This window comes from Rhodoplanes sp. P11, from assembly GCF_964266735.1.
GTDB lineage: Bacteria > Pseudomonadota > Alphaproteobacteria > Rhizobiales > Xanthobacteraceae > Rhodoplanes > Rhodoplanes serenus.
Genome location: NZ_CAXWGY010000017.1, coordinates 332124 through 351003, shown reverse-complemented (window position 1 = coordinate 351003; position 18880 = coordinate 332124). Strand labels below are relative to the sequence as shown.

At 69.8% G+C, this 18880-nt stretch carries 19 protein-coding genes; 6 read left to right on the top strand and 13 right to left on the bottom strand.

Translation table 11 applies throughout. The features are described from left to right. The 8 genes from ACFQUV_RS16135 to ACFQUV_RS16100 form a co-directional block, all read right to left on the bottom strand. Window positions 1-162, bottom strand: a complete 162-nt coding sequence (locus tag ACFQUV_RS16135; protein ID WP_111385970.1) for a cbb3-type cytochrome c oxidase subunit 3 — start codon at window positions 160-162, stop codon at window positions 1-3. A 9-nt stretch (window positions 163-171) separates the two neighbouring features. Further along, complete coding sequence (gene ccoO, locus ACFQUV_RS16130; RefSeq protein ID WP_129611679.1) at window positions 172-906, bottom strand: cytochrome-c oxidase, cbb3-type subunit II; 735 nt, start codon at window positions 904-906, stop codon at window positions 172-174. A 13-nt stretch (window positions 907-919) separates the two neighbouring features. Beyond that, complete coding sequence (gene ccoN / locus ACFQUV_RS16125; RefSeq protein WP_129611678.1) at window positions 920-2575, bottom strand: cytochrome-c oxidase, cbb3-type subunit I; 1656 nt, start codon at window positions 2573-2575, stop codon at window positions 920-922. A gap of 89 nt (window positions 2576-2664) precedes the next feature. Further along, window positions 2665-3810: an AbrB family transcriptional regulator gene (locus ACFQUV_RS16120; RefSeq protein ID WP_129611677.1), complete on the bottom strand. Its 1146-nt coding sequence runs from the start codon at window positions 3808-3810 to the stop codon at window positions 2665-2667. A gap of 226 nt (window positions 3811-4036) precedes the next feature. After that, window positions 4037-4765 carry a helix-turn-helix domain-containing protein gene (locus ACFQUV_RS16115; RefSeq protein ID WP_207211627.1) on the bottom strand — a complete coding sequence of 243 codons (729 nt, stop codon included), beginning with the start codon at window positions 4763-4765 and terminating at the stop codon, window positions 4037-4039. A 402-nt stretch (window positions 4766-5167) separates the two neighbouring features. Then, entirely contained in the window at window positions 5168-5566 is a 399-nt protein-coding gene (locus ACFQUV_RS16110; RefSeq protein WP_378395243.1) for a response regulator, read from the bottom strand. 137 nt (window positions 5567-5703) lie between these two features. Beyond that, complete coding sequence (locus tag ACFQUV_RS16105; protein ID WP_111385966.1) at window positions 5704-6339, bottom strand: response regulator transcription factor; 636 nt, start codon at window positions 6337-6339, stop codon at window positions 5704-5706. Further along, on the bottom strand, window positions 6311-7552 hold the full coding sequence (locus ACFQUV_RS16100) for a nitrogen regulation protein NR(II) (RefSeq protein ID WP_111385965.1): 1242 nt from the start codon (window positions 7550-7552) through the stop codon (window positions 6311-6313). Before ACFQUV_RS16100 ends, ACFQUV_RS16105 begins: the two co-directional genes overlap by 29 nt. 246 nt (window positions 7553-7798) lie before the next feature. On the opposite strand from ACFQUV_RS16100, the gene ACFQUV_RS16095 reads away from it, so the two are divergent. After that, window positions 7799-11311, top strand: a complete 3513-nt coding sequence (locus ACFQUV_RS16095; protein ID WP_244601772.1) for a NahK/ErcS family hybrid sensor histidine kinase/response regulator — start codon at window positions 7799-7801, stop codon at window positions 11309-11311. A gap of 12 nt (window positions 11312-11323) precedes the next feature. On the opposite strand, the gene ACFQUV_RS16090 is transcribed toward ACFQUV_RS16095, so the two are convergent. From ACFQUV_RS16090 to ACFQUV_RS16080, 3 genes are all read right to left on the bottom strand, one after another. Then, the gene (locus tag ACFQUV_RS16090; protein ID WP_371851762.1) at window positions 11324-12010 is read right to left on the bottom strand and encodes a response regulator transcription factor; all 687 of its coding nucleotides are present in this window, start codon (window positions 12008-12010) and stop codon (window positions 11324-11326) included. Window positions 12011-12280: 270 nt separating this feature from the next. Next, complete coding sequence (locus tag ACFQUV_RS16085; protein ID WP_129611675.1) at window positions 12281-12742, bottom strand: secondary thiamine-phosphate synthase enzyme YjbQ; 462 nt, start codon at window positions 12740-12742, stop codon at window positions 12281-12283. 69 nt (window positions 12743-12811) lie between these two features. Further along, window positions 12812-13378 (bottom strand): hypothetical protein, encoded by a 567-nt coding sequence (locus ACFQUV_RS16080; protein ID WP_129611674.1) that lies wholly within the window; start codon window positions 13376-13378, stop codon window positions 12812-12814. A 284-nt stretch (window positions 13379-13662) separates the two neighbouring features. Between ACFQUV_RS16080 and ACFQUV_RS16075 the strand changes: the two genes are divergently transcribed. The 5 genes from ACFQUV_RS16075 to ACFQUV_RS16055 all read left to right on the top strand — a co-directional run bounded on the left by ACFQUV_RS16075 (window position 13663) and on the right by ACFQUV_RS16055 (window position 16245). After that, window positions 13663-14028 (top strand): AtpZ/AtpI family protein, encoded by a 366-nt coding sequence (locus tag ACFQUV_RS16075; protein ID WP_129611673.1) that lies wholly within the window; start codon window positions 13663-13665, stop codon window positions 14026-14028. A 49-nt stretch (window positions 14029-14077) separates the two neighbouring features. Beyond that, the gene (locus tag ACFQUV_RS16070) at window positions 14078-14827 is read left to right on the top strand and encodes a F0F1 ATP synthase subunit A (protein ID WP_129611672.1); all 750 of its coding nucleotides are present in this window, start codon (window positions 14078-14080) and stop codon (window positions 14825-14827) included. Window positions 14828-14883: 56 nt separating this feature from the next. Then, on the top strand, window positions 14884-15111 hold the full coding sequence (locus ACFQUV_RS16065) for a F0F1 ATP synthase subunit C (protein WP_111388510.1): 228 nt from the start codon (window positions 14884-14886) through the stop codon (window positions 15109-15111). 92 nt (window positions 15112-15203) lie between these two features. Beyond that, complete coding sequence (locus ACFQUV_RS16060; protein WP_129611671.1) at window positions 15204-15749, top strand: F0F1 ATP synthase subunit B'; 546 nt, start codon at window positions 15204-15206, stop codon at window positions 15747-15749. A gap of 10 nt (window positions 15750-15759) precedes the next feature. Next, window positions 15760-16245 carry an ATP F0F1 synthase subunit B gene (locus ACFQUV_RS16055; RefSeq protein WP_129611670.1) on the top strand — a complete coding sequence of 162 codons (486 nt, stop codon included), beginning with the start codon at window positions 15760-15762 and terminating at the stop codon, window positions 16243-16245. 1075 nt (window positions 16246-17320) lie between these two features. Here the strand turns inward: ACFQUV_RS16055 and ACFQUV_RS16050 are convergent. Together ACFQUV_RS16050 and ACFQUV_RS16045 are read right to left on the bottom strand one after the other, a co-directional pair. Then, a complete protein-coding gene (locus ACFQUV_RS16050; protein WP_129611669.1) occupies window positions 17321-18049 on the bottom strand; it encodes a hypothetical protein in 729 nt (242 codons plus the stop codon). Window positions 18050-18156: 107 nt separating this feature from the next. Then, window positions 18157-18747 (bottom strand): GNAT family N-acetyltransferase, encoded by a 591-nt coding sequence (locus tag ACFQUV_RS16045; protein ID WP_129611668.1) that lies wholly within the window; start codon window positions 18745-18747, stop codon window positions 18157-18159. Window positions 18748-18880 lie beyond the last annotated feature (133 nt).

Here is an 18880-nt window from a genome sequence, read left to right as displayed (position 1 = left end):
TCAGTCCTCCCGCAGAGGCATCTTGGCCGCGTGGTCGAAGATCGCGCCGTTGCGCGGCCACAGGGCGTAGGCGAGCACCGCCAGGAACAGGGCGACGAAGATGGGCGTCCACATGTTCGAGACGAAAGTGGTGATCAGGGACAGGCCGGGTTCTGCACGCATGGTCCCCTCTCAGCGCAGGTTGGCTTTGTCGTTGTAGAGCTTCAGATCGACCAGCGTGCCCAACATCTGAAGATAGGCCACGAGGGCGTCCATCTCGGTCACCCGCGACGGGTTGCCGTCGTAGTCGCGCGCCGTCGACTTGGCGTAGCGGCCCTGGAGATCGGCCGCGCCCGGATCGTCGGTCGTCGCCTGGATCTTGAGGTCCTTGGCGGCGTTCTTGATCTGGTCGTCCGTGTAGGGCACGCCGATCGTTTGCAGTGCCTGCATGCGGCCGGCGATCCCCTTCGGCTCCAGCTCCGTATTCGCCAAGAAGGCGTAGCCCGGCATGATCGACTGCGGCACCACGGCGCGCGGGTTCTTCAGATGCGCGACGTGCCACTCGTCGGAGTACTTGCCGCCCACCCGCGACAGGTCGGGGCCGGTGCGCTTCGAGCCCCACTGGAACGGATGATCGTACATGCTCTCGGCGGCGAGCGAGTAGTGGCCGTAGCGCTCGACCTCGTCGCGCAGCGGCCGCACCTGCTGCGAGTGGCAGGTATAGCAGCCTTCACGGACATAGATGTCGCGCCCGGCGAGCTCCAGCGGGGTGTAGGGCCGCATGCCCTCCACCTTCTCGATGGTGCTCTTCAGATAGAAGAGCGGCGCGATCTCGACGAGACCACCGACCGAGATCACCAGCAGGATGCCGATGAGGAGGAGGATCGAGTTCTTCTCGAGGATGGCGTGCTTGGCCATGATCGACATGGGTCGTGCTCCCTCACTCGGCCGGCTGCATCACGGGGCGCGACGCGACGGGCGCCGGCTCGCCGGACTGCACGGTCTTCCACACGTTCCACGCCATGATCAGCGAGCCGATCACGAACAGGGCGCCGCCGAGAGCGCGGATCGCGTAGAACGGATGCATCGCCTCGACGGTCTCGATGAACGAGTATTCGAGGAAGCCGAGCGACGTGTAGGCGCGCCACATGAGGCCCTGGAGAATGCCCGACACCCACATGGCGGAGACGTAGAGCACGATGCCGATGGTGGCGATCCAGAAGTGCCAGTTGACCGCCTTGAGGCTGTACAGCTCCTTCTTGTTCCACAGCCACGGCACCAGGCAGTAGACGGCACCGAACGACACGAAGCCGACCCAGCCGAGCGCGCCCGAATGGACGTGGCCGACGGTCCAGTCGGTGTAGTGGCTGAGCGAGTTGACGGCCTTGATGGACATCATCGGCCCTTCGAAGGTCGACATGCCGTAGAAGGCGACCGACACCACCAGCATGCGCAGCACCGGGTCGGTGCGCAGCTTGTCCCACGCGCCCGACAGCGTCATCAGGCCGTTGATCATGCCGCCCCAGGACGGCATCCACAGCATGATCGAGAAGGTCATGCCCAACGTCTGCGCCCAGTCCGGCAGCGACGTGTAGTGGAGGTGATGCGGGCCGGCCCAGATGTAGAGGAAGATCAGCGCCCAGAAGTGCACGATCGACAGCCGGTAGGAGTAGACCGGCCGCTCGGCCCGCTTGGGCACGTAGTAGTACATGATGCCGAGGAAGCCGGCGGTGAGGAAGAAGCCGACCGCGTTGTGGCCGTACCACCACTGGAACATCGCGTCCTGGACGCCCGACCACACCACGTAGGACTTGGAGCCGAACGCCGAGATCGGCAGCGCCGCGTTGTTGCCGAGATGCAGCACCGCGATGGTGACGATGAAGGCGAGATAGAACCAGTTGGCGACGTAGATATGCGGCTCCTTGCGCTTGATGATCGTCGCCAGGAAGACCAGCAGATAGACGACCCAGACGATGGTCAGCCACAGGTCGGCGTACCATTCCGGCTCGGCATATTCCTTGGATTGCGTGACGCCGAGCAGATAGCCCGTTCCGGCGATCACGATGAAGAAGTTGTAGCCGAGCACCACGAACCACGGCGCCAGATGGCCGGCCAGGCGGGTTCGACAAGTGCGCTGCACCACGTGAAACGAGGTGGCGATGAGCACGTTGCCGCCGAACGCGAAGATCACCGCCGAGGTGTGCAGCGGCCGCAGGCGTCCGAAGTTCAGGAACGGCAGGTCGAAGTTGAGCCACGGATAGGCGAGCTCGAGCGCGATGTAGAGGCCCACCGTGAAGCCGGCGATGCCCCAGAACACCGCCGCGATGGTGGCGAACTTGAGCGGACCGTCGTTGTAATTGATGCGGCCGTCCTCGGTCTCCTCCCCGGGCAGCTCCGCCGGCCGGTTGAAGTAGCCGCGGAAGATCAGGAACACGGCTGCCACGCTGGCCGCGGCCGACAGGAAGGCGTGGAAGGCGAAGGGCGCGTCCTGAGCCTTGGCGGCAGCCACGAGACACAGCAGCGTCGTCGCAGCGAACACGAAGGCCAAGCCGCCTTCGCCGAGCGTCATGGTCTTGCGAACCGTCGATGGAGCCATGATGGGGGCCTTGGGTTGCGGCGGTTGTTCGGCTGATGAGGAGTGGTTCGGACTAGTCAGGATGTGAGACGAATTCGCATTGATGAAAGTCAATCGTCTTGGGTGTCAGGTTCGCTTGATTGTCCAACCTTCTTGACAACTGCGCGATCACGACGCCGTTTGACGTACCGGATCACCACCGGCAACGAAAACGACACGGCGAAGACGCGCACGATGTGATGCGCACCGACGAACACCGGATCGATGTGCAGGGCGAGCGCCAGCACCATCATGGCGTCGATGGCGCCGGGCGCGAACGCGACGGTGAGATCGCCGAGCCGCAGCCCGGTCAGCGCCGTCACCGTGAGCACGAAGGCGGCGGTGACCACGATCGCCACCGCGAAGGAGCCGAGCGCCGCCGCCAGGAAGGACAGCACCAGCCGCACCGGCGTGCCGGAGAAGCGCGCGCCGCTGATGGCGCCGAGCCCGATCATGCCGGCGATGGTGATCCAGGCCGGCAGCGTGACGGTGACGAGGCCGGTGCCGTGCAGCACCGCCGACACCGTCATCGGCCCGATCATCAGACCGCCCGGAAAGCCGACCCGCACCAGCACCACGGCGACCACGACCGCCAGCCCCACCAGCACGGCCAGCTCGGCCGGTGCGTCGAGCAGGCCGGACGGCGCCGCCGCCAGGCTGGTCGGCCCGCCATGCCCGAGCGCCGCCAGCACGGCCGGCACACCGACCGTGAGAATCACCACCCGGATGGTCTGGACGATGGCGACGGCGCGGAGATCGGCGTTCTCCTCGGCCGTGTGCACCAGCACCTGCGACAGCGCCCCGGGCACGGCGGCGAACAGCGCCGTCAGGATGTCCCAGCCATGGATGCGGCGCAGATACAGCGTGCAGGCGAGCGTGACGCAGCCCATCGCGACCACCACGGCGACGATGCTGGCCGGCCAGGTGGCCAACCCCTGGAGCGACGCCGGATTGACGACGCTGCCGAGCGACAGCCCGACGATCACGAAGAAGCAGCGGGCGACCGGACGCGGCACCCCCATCGGGCGGCCGGCGAGCGCCGCCGCCGCGGTGGCCACCATGGCGCCGGCGAGCCACGCGGCGGGGATGCGCGCGAGATCGAACAGCACGGCGCCGGCAGCGGCGATCAGCAGCGTTTCGATGAGACGACGGGGTGTGGGCGGCGGGCGCGACACGCCCGCATCGGGGCGCGTCTTGTCGGGGGGGCGAGTGTCCATGGGGTCCTGCGTGCATCACCTCCATAGATCGTTTCGGCGCGGAGAGGAAAGCCGGTCGACGCCGAACGCCGGCCTCGGAAGACCGCCGGTGCGGCACCCGCCGCGGAGGCGCAAAAAAAGAGCGCCGTACCGGCGGCACGGCGCTTGAAGTTGAAGAGGATCGCCCGGGGAGGAGATGGACGATCGCTCCGAAACGGAGATGCCCGACTGCGGAAGGCCCCTCGCCTCAGTGGGCGCCGGTGAGCTGGCAGATCCGGCACACGTCGTGGACCCGGACCTCTTCCTGCTTGTCGATGGCGATGATGCCGCGGCGGCGCAGCTCGGAGAAGGCGCGCGACACGGTCTCCAGCGTCAGGCCGAGATAATCGGCGATCTCCTGGCGGGTCATGCCGAGGCGGACCACCGCGGAGTCGCCACCGCAGCGCGGGCCGGCGCAGTCGAAGCCGCCGCGGCCCGGCACGCAATGCATCACGAAGGTGGCGACCCGCTCCAGCGCCGACTTGCGGCCGAGCAGCACGGCGTGCTCGTGCAGGGCGCAGAGCTGGGCGTGGACATGGGCACTGAGGCGGCGGAGCAGCTCGGGCGACTGCTCGACGGCGGCGCGCTCATAGGCGATGACGTTGGAAGCGACCAGGGTCTCGGACGAGCAGTCGTAGACCGGCAGCGCCGAGAGGCCGAACACGTCGCCGGCGCTCAGCAGCTCGACGACCTGGCGGCGCCCGTCCGGCAGCAGCTTGTAGAGCATCACGGCGCCGTCGACGAGCTGGTACAGCCGGTCGGCGCGGTCACCCTCGCGGAAGATGTGGGCATGCTGGCCGACCCGCTGGCGCTGGCCTTGAGGCTCCTCGTCGCGGCGGTGGCTGGTCTGGACGGCGGCAGGGCGATGGGACGTCGGGAGTCGACAAGGCGACTCGACGGCAACAGTGAAGGATCGCTGTGCGATGGCTGGCTTCATGGGGGTCCTCGCCGGACGAGCCGGGGGTTGAAACGCTCGGCAGCGCAATGAAACATTAGCGGAGGTGATCGGCCGCGCGTATCTGGCATGAATGCTTACGGAGAAACCCTTATCGCTAAAAGACTAATGTTTACAGCAGGTTGACTGAGCCCGACAAAGCCTTCGGACGGCCTTCCCGCAGCCTTCCTGGAAGGCGCGGCGATCGGTGCCGGCCTACTCCATCGGGGTGATCGCACCGCAGCAAGACCGAGTCAATGGCGGCCGCGGACGGACGACCGCAAGCCGCATTCGACTTTCGGATAATGCGACCCGCGGCGGGCGGGCGCGGCCGGAGACGACATCGACCAGGCGAGCCCCGGAAGGCCGGCGGCGGCGTCCGCGGGCCTGCCCGATGGGGGCCGATCAGGCGATCAGCTGGGCGAGCTGCTGGGTGATCGACCCGTGCGACAGCGGCTTGCGGATGACGTTCATGCCGTCGATGCCACGGAGTTGCAGGTCGATGGTGGACTGGGACTGGCCCGACATCACCACGATGCGGGGCGGGTCTTTGAGGTTGGTGAGCCAGCGCAGCAGCTCGGCCCCGCTGATGCCCGGCAGAATGAGGTCGACGAAGACGATGTCGTTGCCGCTCGGCGGCGCGCTGCGGAACAAATCTTCCGCATCCGTGTGGCGGACCACCTCGAAACCGAGATGCTCCAAGAGGAGGGAAAGCGAATCGCTCACCCCCGGATCATCTTCGACCACGTGGACAGCCATGAACCCAGACCCAAGCCGCTCGCAGCCCGCGAGCTGCTCTTGCAAGAACATCGTGGGCGTGGCGCTCTGGCTCAATTCGTAAGAAGCAGTAAGGGTTAACACCTATGCTTTAACCGCCGGGAGCGCCGAGAGGCGGTGAGAGGAACGGCGCCGGCCGCACGGGCCGGCGGTCCGGACGAGGCTCAGGCGTTGCGGGGAGATTCGGAGAGGACGATGCGGACCAGGTCGGCGGCGTTCTTGGCCCCGAGCTTCTCCATGATGCGGGCCCGATGCACCTCGATGGTGCGCGGGCTGATGCCGAGCTGCCGGCCGGCTTCCTTGTTGGAGGCGCCGGCGGCGATCAGGTTCAGCACCTCGCGCTCCCGCGCGGTGAGCAGGTCGGAGCCCGGGAATTGGTTCAGAGTCTCGCCGAGCCCGGCCCGCGACTGCCGCCGGCTCGCCGCATCGATCGCCTCGCGCACCCGGCTGACCACCGTCTCGGCGTCGAACGGCTTCTCGATGAAGTCGAAGGCGCCGTTCTTGATCGCCTCGACCGCCATCGGGATGTCGCCCTGCCCGGAGATGATGAACACGGGGGCCGGGTAGTTCTTGGCGTTCAGCTCCTTGAGGATGTCGAGCCCCGACCGCCCGGGCATGTGGACGTCGAGGATGATGCAGGCCGGCGCCCGCGACCGCACGGCCGCCAGGAACGAATGCCCGTCCGCGAAGGTGGTGACGTGATAGCCCTCCAGCGTCAGCACCACCGCCAGGGCGTCACGGACCGCCGGATCGTCATCGATAATGTGGATCTCACCAGCCGCGGTGGCGTTCTGGCCCATTGTGACCGTCCTTGGTTGTCGTCGTGCCCGCCGTGGTCGCGTCCGGCAAGGGAAGGAGCAGCGTGAAGCAGGCGCCTCGCCCGCCGCCGCCCGCGTCGACGAGGAGATCGCCGCCGTGGGTCTGGGCGATCGACTTCGAAATTGCAAGGCCGAGTCCGAGACCCCGGCTCTTGGACGACGAAAAAGCTTTGAACAGCTCGGCGATCCCCTCCGGGCGAATGCCGGGGCCGCTGTCCAGCACGCTCATCCTCACGCCGTCAGCCGCCCACGCGGTGGACAGGCGGACGGTCTGGACGTCACATCCCTTGATTGCCTCCAGTGCGTTCCGCACCAGATTGACGACGACCTGCTGGATCTGGACCGGATCGACCATCACCTGCGGCAGGTCGGCGCCGAGCGCGCGAACGATCCGGGTGCCGGGCGGGCTGCCCAGGATGGTCAGCTCGAGAGCATCCTCGATCAGCGGATTGATGTCGACCAGCCGCCGCACCGGGTCGCGCTTCTCGATGAACTGGCGCATGCGCTGGATGATGCTGCCGGCCCGCTCGGCCTCGTGCACGGCCTTCTCCAGGATGGCCATCACGCTGGTCGGGATCGAGGCGCCGGAGCCGTGCTTGGCGCAGGCCCGCTCGACCGCCTGGAGATAGAGCATCAGCGCGGTCAGCGGCTGGTTGAGCTCGTGGGCGAGCGCCGCCCCCATCTCGTCGACCGCCGAGACCCGCGCCATGCGAACCAGATCGGCCTGGAGTTGGGCGAGGCGCTGCTCGCTCTCGTTGCGCGCCCGCAGGTCGCGCATGATGCCGATGAACTGCCGCCCCGCCGAGGTCACCGCCTCGCCCACCGACAGATGAATCGGGATCGCCGTGCCGTCGCGGTGCTGCGCCGTCACCTCGCGGCCGATGCCGATGATCTTGCGATGCCCGGTGCCGAGATAGTTCTTCAGATAGCGGTCGTGCGCCCGCGAATGCTCGTTCGGCATGATGGCGTTGACGTTGCGGCCGAGCATCTCGACCGCCGTGTAGCCGAACAGGCGCTCGCACGCCTTGTTGTAGGTGAGGACGATGCCGTGCTCGTCGATGATGATGATGCCGTCGGCCGCGGTATCGAGAACGCTGGCGAGCTGCGCGTCCGAGATGGCCGGCACGGATCGCTGGCTCGTGCTGGCGCTGCCGTCCGGGGGAGCGTCGCCGCGCTCGAAGGGCTTCATCGACATGCGGACCGGTCCTCGGCTCCGGGTGCGCGATAGCCGTACGTATTTGTCCCATAACTACGGAGCCGCGCACGGCAATGCAACGACAATCGCGCAGCCGCGCCGAGGGGTCGCGACGCCAGCACGCCCCCGCCGAGCCCGTCCTCGCCGTCCCATCGGCGGATGGACAAGGCCGGCCCGGGTGTGCTGACCTTGCGGTTACCGGGCGGCCGTCACCGGGCGGCCCCAGCCCGGTCGGTGGAGGCGCGCGTGCCGCACGGCTGGGTCGCGATCGGGGTGGCGCTCGGCTATATCGGGCTCCTGTTCCTGGTGGCGAGCTGGGGTGATCGCACGCGGGCGCGCGAGCGGCGGGCGTCGCGGCTGATCTATCCGCTGTCGCTGGCCATCTATTGCACGTCCTGGACGTTCTTCGGCTCGGTCGGCCTGTCGTCGCGCTCCGGCTTCGACTTCCTGGCCATCTATGTCGGGCCGATCCTGGTGATCGGGCTCGGCGGCCCGCTGGTCACCCGGGTGGTCCGCCTGGCCAAGGGCCAGAACATCACCTCGATCGCCGACTTCATCGCCGCCCGCCACGGCAAGAACCAGGCGGTCGCCGCCGTGGTGGCGGTGATCGCCATCGCCGGCTCGATCCCCTACATCGCGCTTCAGCTCCGCGCCGTGTCGTCGTCGCTCGGCACCATCCTGGCCGGGGCCGGCGCCGAGGCGGCCGGTCCGCCGGTGCTGCCCGGCGACATGGCCCTGGTGGTGGCGTTGTCGATGGCGGCCTTCGCGATCCTGTTCGGCACCCGCCACATCGACGCCACCGAGCACCAGGACGGCATGATCCTGGCGGTGGCGACCGAATCGCTGGTCAAGCTGGTCGCCTTCCTGGCGGTCGGGGTGTTCGTCACCTGGGGGATGTTCGGCGGCCCCGCCGCCCTGTTCGGCCGCGCCCTGGAGCGGCCCGAGGTCGCCCGCGTGCTGATCGGCGACCAGAGCTTCTCCACCTTCGCCACCATGACGTTCCTGTCGGCCTGCGCGATCCTGCTGCTGCCGCGCCAGTTTCACGTCGCCGTGGTGGAGAACAAGAGCGAGGCCGAGGTGCGGCGCGCCGCCTGGCTGTTCCCGCTCTATCTCGTCCTCATCAACCTGTTCGTGGTGCCGATCGCGCTGGCCGGGCTGCTCGCCTTCCCGGACCGCACCGTCGACGGCGACATGTACGTGCTGGCTTTGCCGCTCGCCGCCGGCTCGCAGACCATGGCGCTGATCGCCTTCGTCGGCGGCCTGTCGGCCGCCACCGCCATGGTGATCGTCGAATCGGTCGCCCTCGCCATCATGGTCTCCAACGACCTGATGGTGCCGCTGGTGCTGCGGCGGCGCGCCGCCCTGATCGGCACGGTGGAGAATGTCGGGGCGCTGCTGCTGCGGGTCCGCCGCATCGCCATCGTGGCGATCCTGCTGCTCGCCTACCTGTACCACCACCTGGCCGGGCCGGCGCAGCTCGCCTCCATCGGGCTCCTCTCCTTCGCGGCGATGAGCCAGCTCGCGCCGGCCTTCTTCGGCGGCCTCCTGTGGCGGCGGGCGACCGCCCGCGGCGCCGTCGCCGGCATGGCGACCGGCTTCCTCGCCTGGATCTACACGCTGCTGCTGCCGAGCCTCGTCGAGGCCGGCGTGATCGACCGCGGCCTGCTGATCGACGGGCCGCTCGGCATCGTGCTGCTGCGCCCGCAGGGGCTGCTGGGGCTCGACCTGCCGCCGCTGGTGCACGGCGTCGTCGTCAGCCTCGCCCTCAACATCGCGGCCTATGTGGCGGTGTCGCTGCGCCGAGGCCCGTCGGGAATCGAGCGGCTCCAGGCCGACATCTTCGTCCCGTCGCGGCTCGCCCCGGCGACGCCGAGCTTCCGCCTGTGGCGCCCGGCCGTGACGGTCGAGGAGCTGACCACGACGGTCGCGCGCTACCTCGGCGAGGAGCGCACCCGCAGCGCCTTCGCGGGCTTCGCGGCATCGCGGCGGATCGCCCTCGATCCCAAGCACGAGGCCGACTTCCAGCTTCTCCAGCACGCCGAGCACCTGCTCGCCTCGGCGATCGGCGCCGCCTCGTCGCGGCTGGTGCTGTCGCTGCTGCTGCGCAAGCGGCTGATGTCCACCAAGGCGGCCCTCAAGCTGCTCGACGACGCCAGCGCGGCGATCCACTACAATCGCGAGATCCTCCAGACCGCGCTCGACCATGTCCGCCAAGGCATCGCGGTGTTCAGCGGCGAGGCCGCGCTGGTGTGCTGGAGCCGGCAGTTCGGCGAGCTGCTCGACCTGCCGCCGGCGCTGGTGCGGGTCGGCTCGACGCTCGACGACATCTTGCGGTTCAATGCCGCCAAGGGCGCGTTCGGGCCGGGCGAGGTGGACGAGCTGGTGCGCGAGCGGGCGATCCGCTACGCCGCCGGGGTGGAGCCGTTCCTGGAGCGCTTCCCGAGCCGCGGCCTGGTGATCGAGGTGCGCGTCAACCAGATGCCGGGCGGCGGCTTCGTCGTCACCCTCACCGACATCACGCCGAGCGTGCAGGCCGCCGAGGCGCTGGAGCGCGCCAACGACGAGCTGGAGCGGCGGGTGCGCGAGCGCACCGCCGAGCTGGAACGGCTCAACACCGAGCTGGCCGACGCCAAGGCGGCGGCCGAGAACGCCAACCTGTCGAAGACCCGCTTCCTCGCCGCCGCCAGCCACGACATCCTGCAACCTCTCAACGCGGCGCGGCTCTATGTCACCAGCCTGGTCGAGCGGCCGCTGGGCTCCGACGAGGCGCGGCTCGCCGGCCATGTCGACGCTTCGCTGGAGGCGGTGGAGGAGATTCTCGGGGCGCTGCTCGACATCTCGCGGCTCGACACCGGCGTGCTCAAGACCGAGATCACCACGTTCGCGATCGACGAGCTGTTCCGCCAGATCGAGGTGGAGTTCGCGCCGCTCGCCCGCGAGAAGAACCTCCGCCTCACCTTCGTGCACAGCCGCCGCGCCGTGCGCTCCGACCGCCGGCTGCTGCGCCGGCTGGTGCGCAATCTCGTCTCCAACGCCATCAAGTACACCGAGCACGGCCGCGTCCTGGTCGGCTGCCGCGGCAGCGGGCGGGACGTCCGCATCGACGTCTACGACACCGGCATCGGCATCGCGGCGGCGAGCCAGCGCGCCATCTTCGAGGAGTTCCACCGGCTGGAGCGCGGCGCCCAGGTGGCGCGCGGGCTCGGCCTCGGCCTGTCGATCGTCGAGCGCATCGCCCGCGTGCTCGATCACAAGGTGACGCTGCGCTCGCAGGTCGGTCGCGGCTCGCACTTCTCGGTGCTGGTCCCGCGCGCCGTCGCCCTGCCGGAGCCGGAGCACGAGCCGGTGCCGGTGCGGACTCACGGCCGTCTCACCGGCTCGGTGACGCTGTGCGTCGACAACGAGCCGGCGATCCTCAGCGGCATGGAAACGCTGCTGTCCGGCTGGGGCTGCACCGTCATCAAGGCGCCCGACCTCGCCGGCGCGATGGCGGCGGTCGAGCGCGCCGGCCGGCGGCCGACCGTGCTGCTGGTCGACTATCATCTGGACGACGCCAACGGCATCGACGTGGTGGTGGCGCTGCGGCGCCGCTACGGCGAGGCGCTGCCGGCGCTCCTGCTCACCGCCGACCGCACCCGCGAGGTGCGCGAGACCGCCCGCGCTCTCGACATCCGCATCCTCAACAAGCCGGTGCGACCGGCTCAGCTCCGGGCCCAGCTCGCCCAGTGGCAGAGCCAGCGCATCGCCGCGGCGGAGTGAGCGAGGACCCGGTCAATGCTGGGCCGCCGTGGCCGGCGGCCACTGGCCGATCTCGATCTTGGAGGCGGCGATCACCGCCTGGGTGCGGCTCTCGACCCCGAGCTTCTGGAGGATCGCCGAGACATGCGCCTTGACGGTCGCCTCCGACACCGACAGCTCGTAGGCGATCTGCTTGTTGAGGAGCCCCTCGGACAGCATCATCAGCACCCGCACCTGCTGGGGTGTCAGCGTGGCGAAGCGGGCGAGCGCGGCCGAGGCTTCGGGATCGGCGGCGGCGTCGAGATCGATGTCGGGCGGAGTCCACAGGCCGCCTTGCAGGACCGCCATGATGCCCTGGCGCATGACGTCGACGCCGAGCGTCTTGGGGATGTAGCCGGCGGCGCCGAAATCCATGCAGCGGCGGATCACCGAGGGATCGTCGGTCGCCGAGACGACCACGACCGGGACGCTCGGATATTGGGCGCGCAGATAGAGCAGCCCCGAGAAGCCGCGCACGCCCGGCATGGCCAGGTCGAGCAGGATCAGATCGACGTCGCCGCCGCGATCGAGAAGCTCGGAAATCTGCTCGAACGAGCCGGCCTCGGCGATCTCGACCCGCTCGAACAGGCCCGACACCGCCTCCCGCATGGCCCCGCGGAACAGCGGATGATCGTCGGCGATCACCAGGCGATAGAACGAAATCTCACTCAAGTGTCGAATCCTGCCCTTGCGGCGGGCGTGATCCTGCGGCCGGACCCGGGAGACCGGGCGCATGGCCCCGCCCGCTCGTAACGATCATAAGGCAATTGTTGCAATAGCCCAATCGGGGGTTATGCCAATTCGGCAGCCGAGGGGAAGAGGGTTCTCGCCCGAACCGTAACTCCGGCCGGGGCGGCAGCAGCCGCAGAACCGAGAGATGCGGCGCCCCCGAGCATCGCGCGGAGGTAGCTGCGACGGCCCCGGCCGCGGACGCCGCTCAGGCGGCGGCGCTCAGGCGGCCGCGCCGAGGAACTGGAGCACCACCTCGCGGCGGTGCGGCCGGGCGCGATGCTCGGCGAGATAGATGCCCTGCCAGGTGCCGAGCGCCGGCACGCTCCCCACCACCGGGACGGCGAGCGACACCCCGGTCAGCATGGTCTTGACGTGGGCCGGCATGTCGTCCGGCCCCTCGGCGTCGTGCACCCAGCCGGCGTTCGCGGGCGCCAGCCGATCGAGCGCGGTGACGAGGTCGGTGCGCACGTCCGGATCGGCGTTCTCCTGGATCACCAGCGACGCCGAGGTGTGGCGGACGAACAGGAGCAGCACGCCGTCGCCGCCGCCCGCCGCCTCGACGAAGCGCCGCGCCTCGGCGGTGATCTCGACGAAGCCGGTGCCGCGGGTCGCCACCGTCAGGGTCGCGGTGGCGATGCGGGACACGGTCGCGGCGCGCACGGGCGTCAGGACGGCCGACATGGTCTCGGGCTCCCCGGTCGGATCGCGCGCTCGGGTGGCGCGATCAGATCGCGCGCTAGGGTGGCGAGCTCAGGTCTTGCCGGGCGCGCCCGACTGGCCCTCGATCATCTCGATCAGCCGCCGCCAAGCGCGCTCGATGAAGCCGAGGGCGCGGTCGAACTCGCTCTCGGTGGTCCGCCCGGCCTCGCCGGTGGTGACCGAAGCGTCCGGCTTGACGCCGCTCGGCAACGGCAGGCCGCGATCGAGCAGCGCCTTCTTGAGGGCGACATTGTCGGCCTGCAAGCGGCTGATCTCGGCCTCGAAGGCAGCCCGGTCGTCGGGCGACGCCTGGCAGGCCCAGCCGCTGCTGCGCAGGCCGCACAGGGAGACCTGGCCGGTGCGCAGGTCGAGGCGGGCGAAGCCGTCGGCGAGCCGGTGATAGCTGAACCGATTGCCGTCGGCCTCGGCCGGCGGGAGACCGGGAGGCGGCGCCGCGGGACCGGACGGCGGCGCGCCGGGCGCCGACACCGGCGGGCTCTGGGCCGGGGTGCGCTCCTGCGCGGCCACCGACATCAGCAGGCCGGACATCAGCAGGCCCGACACCAGCACCGTGACGGCCGCGGCAGCGGGCGCCGCCAGAGGAGATCGTCGAATCATCGGGGGTCCTTTCGTCGCCGCGAGCGACCGGGTCGCCGCCGCGATGCTGCCAGCATCGCCCCGATTGCGGCAATTCGGCGCCCGCCGACGACCCCCGGGGGGCTCCGGCACGGCCTCCGCAACGGCGGCGATATGCGGGATCTATCACGGAGTTAGCGGCATTGTTGCGGCGCCCGCGAAAGGCCGCCGAATTCTTGACTCGGTTGTCCCCGGTCAGTATGGTCCGCGCGGCTTTGGCGGGGGGCGGACGTCCGACCGGACGTCGTTGCGCGGGAGGCGACATCATGGCCCCGAACGCGCACGACCGGGACGACCGCTCGTCCGAGGAAGCCGACCTCTCCGCGAGGCTCCAGCGTCTCGGCGAAAAGCTCGACCGGCAGCGCCCGGCGGGCGGCTCGTCCGAGTCTGCGTCGGACCCGCGACCAGGCACGCGCTTCGCGGGCTTCGCCCGCGGGTTCCGGCTCTCCTCCGAGTTGGTCGCGGGCGTGATCGTGGGCGCCGTCCTCGGCTGGTCGCTCGATCATTGGCTCGGCATCTCGCCGTGGGGAATGATCGTCTTTCTGCTGGTCGGCTTTGCGGCCGGCGTGCTCAACGTGATGCGGGCGGCCGGCGTCGTGCCGGAACCCGGTGCGAAGGACCGCGACGCCTGACGGCGGCTGCCGCCGCCGAGGGCATCGAACCAAGGGGACCCGCGAGGTCATGGCCGATCCGATTCATCAGTTCGAGATCGTCAATCTCGTACCGCTCGCCAAGATCGGCTCCACCGAACTGCATCTCACCAATTCGGCGCTGTTCATGATCGTCGCGGTGGCGATCACCGGCGTCCTCATGCTCGGCACCACGGCGGGCCGCCAGCTCGTCCCGGGCCGCCTCCAGTCGATGGCGGAGGTGACCTACGAGTTCGTCGCCGACATGATCCGCTCGACCGCCGGCGAGCAGGGCATGCGGTTCTTCCCGCTGGTGTTCTCGCTGTTCACCTTCATCCTGTTCGCCAACCTGGTCGGCATCGTCCCCTACACCTTCACGGTGACGAGCCACATCGTGGTGACGGCCTCGCTGGCGCTGCTCGTCTTCCTCACCGTCATCGTCTACGGCCTCTACTCGCACGGGCTCGGCTTCTTCCGCCTGTTCGTGCCGCATGGCATTCCGGGCTACATCCTGCCGTTCGTGGTGCTGATCGAGATCGTCTCGTTCCTGTCGCGGCCGATCTCCCACAGCGTGCGTCTGTTCGCCAATATGCTGGCCGGGCACATCACCCTGAAGGTGTTCGCCAGCTTCGTGGCCGGTCTCGGCACCCTCGGGGCGGTCGGCTGGGCCGGCGCCTCGCTGCCGCTGATCATGGTGGTGGCGATCACGGCGCTCGAGATCCTGGTCGCCTTCCTGCAAGCCTACGTGTTCACGCTGCTGACCTGCATCTATCTCAACGACGCCCTGCACCCCGGCCACTGAGCCGGCGCGGCGCCGCACCTTCGATCTCCCTCCCGCAGAACCAAAGGAGCTTCCACATGGATCCGATCGCCGCCAAGTACATCGGCGCCGGCATCGCCTGCATCGGCATGGGTGGCGCCGCGCTCGGCGTCGGCCAGATTTTCGGCAGCTATCTGGCGGCCGCGCTGCGCAACCCGTCCGCCGCCCAGAGCCAGTTCGGCAACCTGATCTTCGGCTTCGCCATCACCGAGGCGCTCGGCATCTTCTCGCTGCTGATCGCGCTGCTGCTGCTGTTCGCCGTCTGATCCCGCGGTTCGTGGCACGCGGACGCGCCGCGTCCGCGGACACACCGCGCGATGCGACGTCGATGATGTAACGCCGATACAGGGAGGGGCCGATGGCCCAGCCGACCCAGGCGACCACGGAGCACGCCCCGGCCTCCGGGCACGGCGGTGGCTTTCCGCCCTTCAAGGCGGAGACCTACGGGTCCCAGCTGATCTGGCTCGGGCTCTGCTTCGTCGTCCTCTACGTGATGGTGGCCAAGCTCGCCCTGCCCCGCATGGCGAGCATCCTGGCCGACCGGCGCGCCCGCATCGACGGTGACCTCGCCGAGGCGGTCCGCCTGAAGGGCGAGGCCGATGCGGCGGTCGCCACCTACGAGAAGGCGCTGGCCGACGCGCGCAACCGGGCTCACACGATCGCCAGCGAGACGCGCGAGCGGCTCGCCCGCGAGAGCGAGGCGCATCGCAAGTCGGTCGAGGCCGATCTCGCCCGCCAGCTCACCGAGGCCGAGAAGACCATCGCGGCCGGCAAGACCGCCGCCATGACGAATGTCCGCGGCATCGCGGTCGACGCCGCCGGCGCCATCGTGGCGCAGCTGGTCGGCAAGACGCCGAGCCAGGCGGCCGCGGCCGCCGCCGTCGATCACGTCCTGAAGCGCTGAGAGGCGGCCGATGCTGTACGAAGCCGAATTCTGGGTCGCCGTCGCGTTCGTGCTGCTGGTGCTCGGGCTGTTCAAGCTCGGCGTCCACAAGACCGTCGCCGGCGCCCTCGACGACCGCACCGCCCGCATCCGCGCCGAGCTCGACGAGGCGCAGCGCCTGCGCGCCGAGGCCGAGGCGCTGCTGGCCGAATATCGGCGGCGCCGTCAAGAGGCGGAGGCCGAGGCGGCCGCCATCGTCGCCAATGCGCAGGCGGAGGGTGAGCGCCTCCAGAGCGAGGCCAAGGCCAAGGTCGAGGAGTTCGTGGCCCGCCGCACCAAGATGGCGGAGACCAAGATCGCCCAGGCCGAGGCACAGGCCATCGCCGACGTGCGCAGCGCCGCCGCCGACGCCGCCGTGGCGGCCGCCGAGACCCTGCTGACCGAGACCGTCAAAGGCAAGCTCGCCGGCCAGCTCGTCGCCGACGGCATCAAGGGCCTGGCGGCCCGGCTGAACTGAGACCGACGGACAGACGCCGACGTCGTCCCGTGATGCCCGGCCTCGTGCCGGGCATTTTCGTCGTGTCGTGCGTAGCCCGAGGCCGAGCCGCGCGCGACGCCGAGACATGCGCGATGGCTGCTGATGTCGAGTCGTCGTACCCGACCTTCGGCCGGAGGATGCAGTCCGAGAGTGCTGCCGCTGGTCTGATCTGTGGTCGCAGCCCGCGTGTCCCGGGCGGAGGCGCGACGCGCCGGAGACCCGGGACCCAGGGGCGGCGATCACAGCGCTTGCGGCTCTGGGCCCCGGCTCGCGGCGCTGCGTGCCGCGTCCGGGGCACGAGGCTCACGACATGCTCTCTCATGCCGATGGCTGCTGATGTCGACTCGTCGTGCCCGACCTTCGGCCGGAGGATGCGGTCCGAGAGTGCTGCCGTTGGTCTGATCTGTGGTCGCAGCCCGCGTGTCCCGGGCGGAGGCGCGACGCGCCGGAGACCCGGGACCCAGGGGCGGCGATCACGGCGCTTGCGGCTCTGGGCCCCGGCCCGCGGCACTGCGCGCCGCGTCCGGGGCACGAGGCCCTCACGACATGCTCTCTCATACCGATGGCCGCTGATGTCGACTCGCCGTGCCCGACCTTCGGCCGGAGGATGCAGTCCGAGAGTGCTGCCGTTGGTCTGATCCGGTCGCAGCCCGCGTGTCCCGAGCGGAGGCGCGACGCGCCGGAGACCCGGGACCCAGGGGCGGCGATTGCGGAGTTTGCGGCTCTGGGCCCCGGCTCGCGGCACTGCGCGCCGCGTCCGGGGCACGAGGCCTCGCGACATGCTCTCTCATCCCGATGGCTGCTGATGTCGACTCGTCGTGCCCGACCTTCGGGCGGAAGATGCAGTCCGAGAGTGCTGCCGCTGGCATCGGTCCCGCGCCAGCGTGATTCCAGCGTCTTCGAAGCAACGGGTTGCCTTGCGACTCCTGGGTCCCCGCTTCCGCGGGTACGAGCGGGACGCGGCGCGCCTTGCGCCTCCCGGATCAGTCTCCAGGAGACGAGTGGAGGAGGGGCGCAAGGCGGCTGCCGGCCTTTGCTGCCGCGGCTCGCGGACCTATCCCTGGCGGGGCTTGCGGGCCGGCTTCTTCTCCTGGGCGGCGCCCTGCGGATCGAAGCCGACATAGATGACGTAGCTGTCGAGCTCGGCGGCGGGCGGCACCGGCACCGCCATGTCCTCGACCACATGGGTGAACGGCACATGGGGCTGGCCGGGCGGCACCTGCACGGGCAGCATGTAGAGCTTGGACCAGATGGTCTTCGGCTCGATCCCCTCCTTCACGAGGGCATAGCGCAGCGGCACCATGGCCTCGCCGGGACCGCCGGCCGGACCGAGAATCAGCCGGCCCTGAACCCCGACCTTGATGGACAGCGTGCCGGCGGCGACCGAGCACTGGCGCGCCGTCCGCCCGAAGGTCGCCTGATAGCGCAGCGCCATGGCGCTGTCGGCGCCCGGCGCATTGGTCTGGAGGGTGCCGGCGCCCTGGCGGATATCGATCCCCGGACAGTCGACGTCGAGGGTCGACAGGGTCGAGCCGGCGGCGCCCGCGCCGCCCGCGCCCGCCTGGCCGGGCGTCGCCTCGGCGCGCGCCTCGGTGCCGCTGCCGAACAGGCTGCGGAAGCGGTCGGCGAAGCCCGACGACTTGTCGGGCGGCGCCGGCTGGCCGTTGAAGAACTCGTCGGTCGACGAGCACGCGCCGAGTGTCCCGGCCATCAGCAGGCCCATCAGGCCGCCGACCAGGTGGCCCGCTCGCCACCTCCTGCCCTGCCCCGCTCGCGCCACCATGCTGTCCACCCTAACCCCACTCGTCGAAACACTCTCTTCCCGCCGAACCATGGCGCCCCCATGGCGCCCCGCCTCCGCCCCGAGCAATCATCGCCCGGCAGCTCTCCTCAGTCCGGCGGCGGGTCGTCCTTCAGGCGGGCATAGAGAAGGTGATCCTGCCACAGACCATTGATGCAGAGGTATCGTCGCGCGTAGCCCTCGCGCTGGAAACCACACGATTCGAGCAGCCGCATCGAGGCCGTGTTGGTCGGGATGCAGGCCGCCTCCAGCCGGTGCAGCCGCAGGGCCGAGAACGCATGGGGGACGAGCGCCCGCACCGCCGCGCTCATGAACCCGCGCCGGGCGAACGGCGCCCCCATCCAATAGCCGATGCTGCCGGCCTGGGCGACGCCGCGCCGCACATTGGCGAGCGTCAGCCCCCCGACCAGCGCCCGGTCGGCACTGCGGAAGATCAGGAACGCATAGGACTGGTCGGCCCGCTGATCCTCAGCGTAGCGCCGCAGCCGCCGCCGAAACGCCCCGCGGGTGAGGTCGTCCATCGGCCAAGTCGGCTCCCACGGGGTCAGGAAAGCGCGGCTCTGCTCGCGCAGGGCCGCCCACTCGTCGAAATCCGCCATGGTGGGCGGCCGCAGAAACACGCCCTTGCCCTCGATGATCCCGGCCGGCTCGGGCAGGCTCGCGGTGCGGAAGAACGCCATGGTCCAACTCGTCTCCGTGTCCGGGTCGTGTCGGTCCGCGTCGAGGGCGTCGGATCGTTCGAATCGTCTCGGCTCGAACCTGGGGGGTCGAGCCTGTGTCGGGCGGCGCAATGGCGTTTCGATGTCGGCGACG

Bases quoted from the DNA above. Each gene is read 5' to 3' on its own strand.
- ACFQUV_RS16050 (WP_129611669.1), bottom strand. From the start codon at position 18,049: ATGGTGGCGCGAGCGGGGCAGGGCAGGAGGTGGCGAGCGGGCCACCTG.
- ACFQUV_RS16065 (WP_111388510.1), top strand. From the start codon at position 14,884: ATGGATCCGATCGCCGCCAAGTACATCGGCGCCGGCATCGCCTGCATC.
- ACFQUV_RS16100 (WP_111385965.1), bottom strand. From the start codon at position 7,552: ATGTCGATGAAGCCCTTCGAGCGCGGCGACGCTCCCCCGGACGGCAGC.
- ACFQUV_RS16080 (WP_129611674.1), bottom strand. From the start codon at position 13,378: ATGATTCGACGATCTCCTCTGGCGGCGCCCGCTGCCGCGGCCGTCACG.
- ACFQUV_RS16055 (WP_129611670.1), top strand. From the start codon at position 15,760: ATGCTGTACGAAGCCGAATTCTGGGTCGCCGTCGCGTTCGTGCTGCTG.
- ccoN (WP_129611678.1), bottom strand. From the start codon at position 2,575: ATGGCTCCATCGACGGTTCGCAAGACCATGACGCTCGGCGAAGGCGGC.
- ACFQUV_RS16115 (WP_207211627.1), bottom strand. From the start codon at position 4,765: ATGAAGCCAGCCATCGCACAGCGATCCTTCACTGTTGCCGTCGAGTCG.
- ACFQUV_RS16070 (WP_129611672.1), top strand. From the start codon at position 14,078: ATGGCCGATCCGATTCATCAGTTCGAGATCGTCAATCTCGTACCGCTC.
- ACFQUV_RS16085 (WP_129611675.1), bottom strand. From the start codon at position 12,742: ATGTCGGCCGTCCTGACGCCCGTGCGCGCCGCGACCGTGTCCCGCATC.
- ACFQUV_RS16045 (WP_129611668.1), bottom strand. From the start codon at position 18,747: ATGGCGTTCTTCCGCACCGCGAGCCTGCCCGAGCCGGCCGGGATCATC.
- ACFQUV_RS16120 (WP_129611677.1), bottom strand. From the start codon at position 3,810: ATGGACACTCGCCCCCCCGACAAGACGCGCCCCGATGCGGGCGTGTCG.
- ACFQUV_RS16135 (WP_111385970.1), bottom strand. From the start codon at position 162: ATGCGTGCAGAACCCGGCCTGTCCCTGATCACCACTTTCGTCTCGAAC.
- ACFQUV_RS16060 (WP_129611671.1), top strand. From the start codon at position 15,204: ATGGCCCAGCCGACCCAGGCGACCACGGAGCACGCCCCGGCCTCCGGG.
- ACFQUV_RS16075 (WP_129611673.1), top strand. From the start codon at position 13,663: ATGGCCCCGAACGCGCACGACCGGGACGACCGCTCGTCCGAGGAAGCC.
- ACFQUV_RS16105 (WP_111385966.1), bottom strand. From the start codon at position 6,339: ATGGGCCAGAACGCCACCGCGGCTGGTGAGATCCACATTATCGATGAC.
- ccoO (WP_129611679.1), bottom strand. From the start codon at position 906: ATGTCGATCATGGCCAAGCACGCCATCCTCGAGAAGAACTCGATCCTC.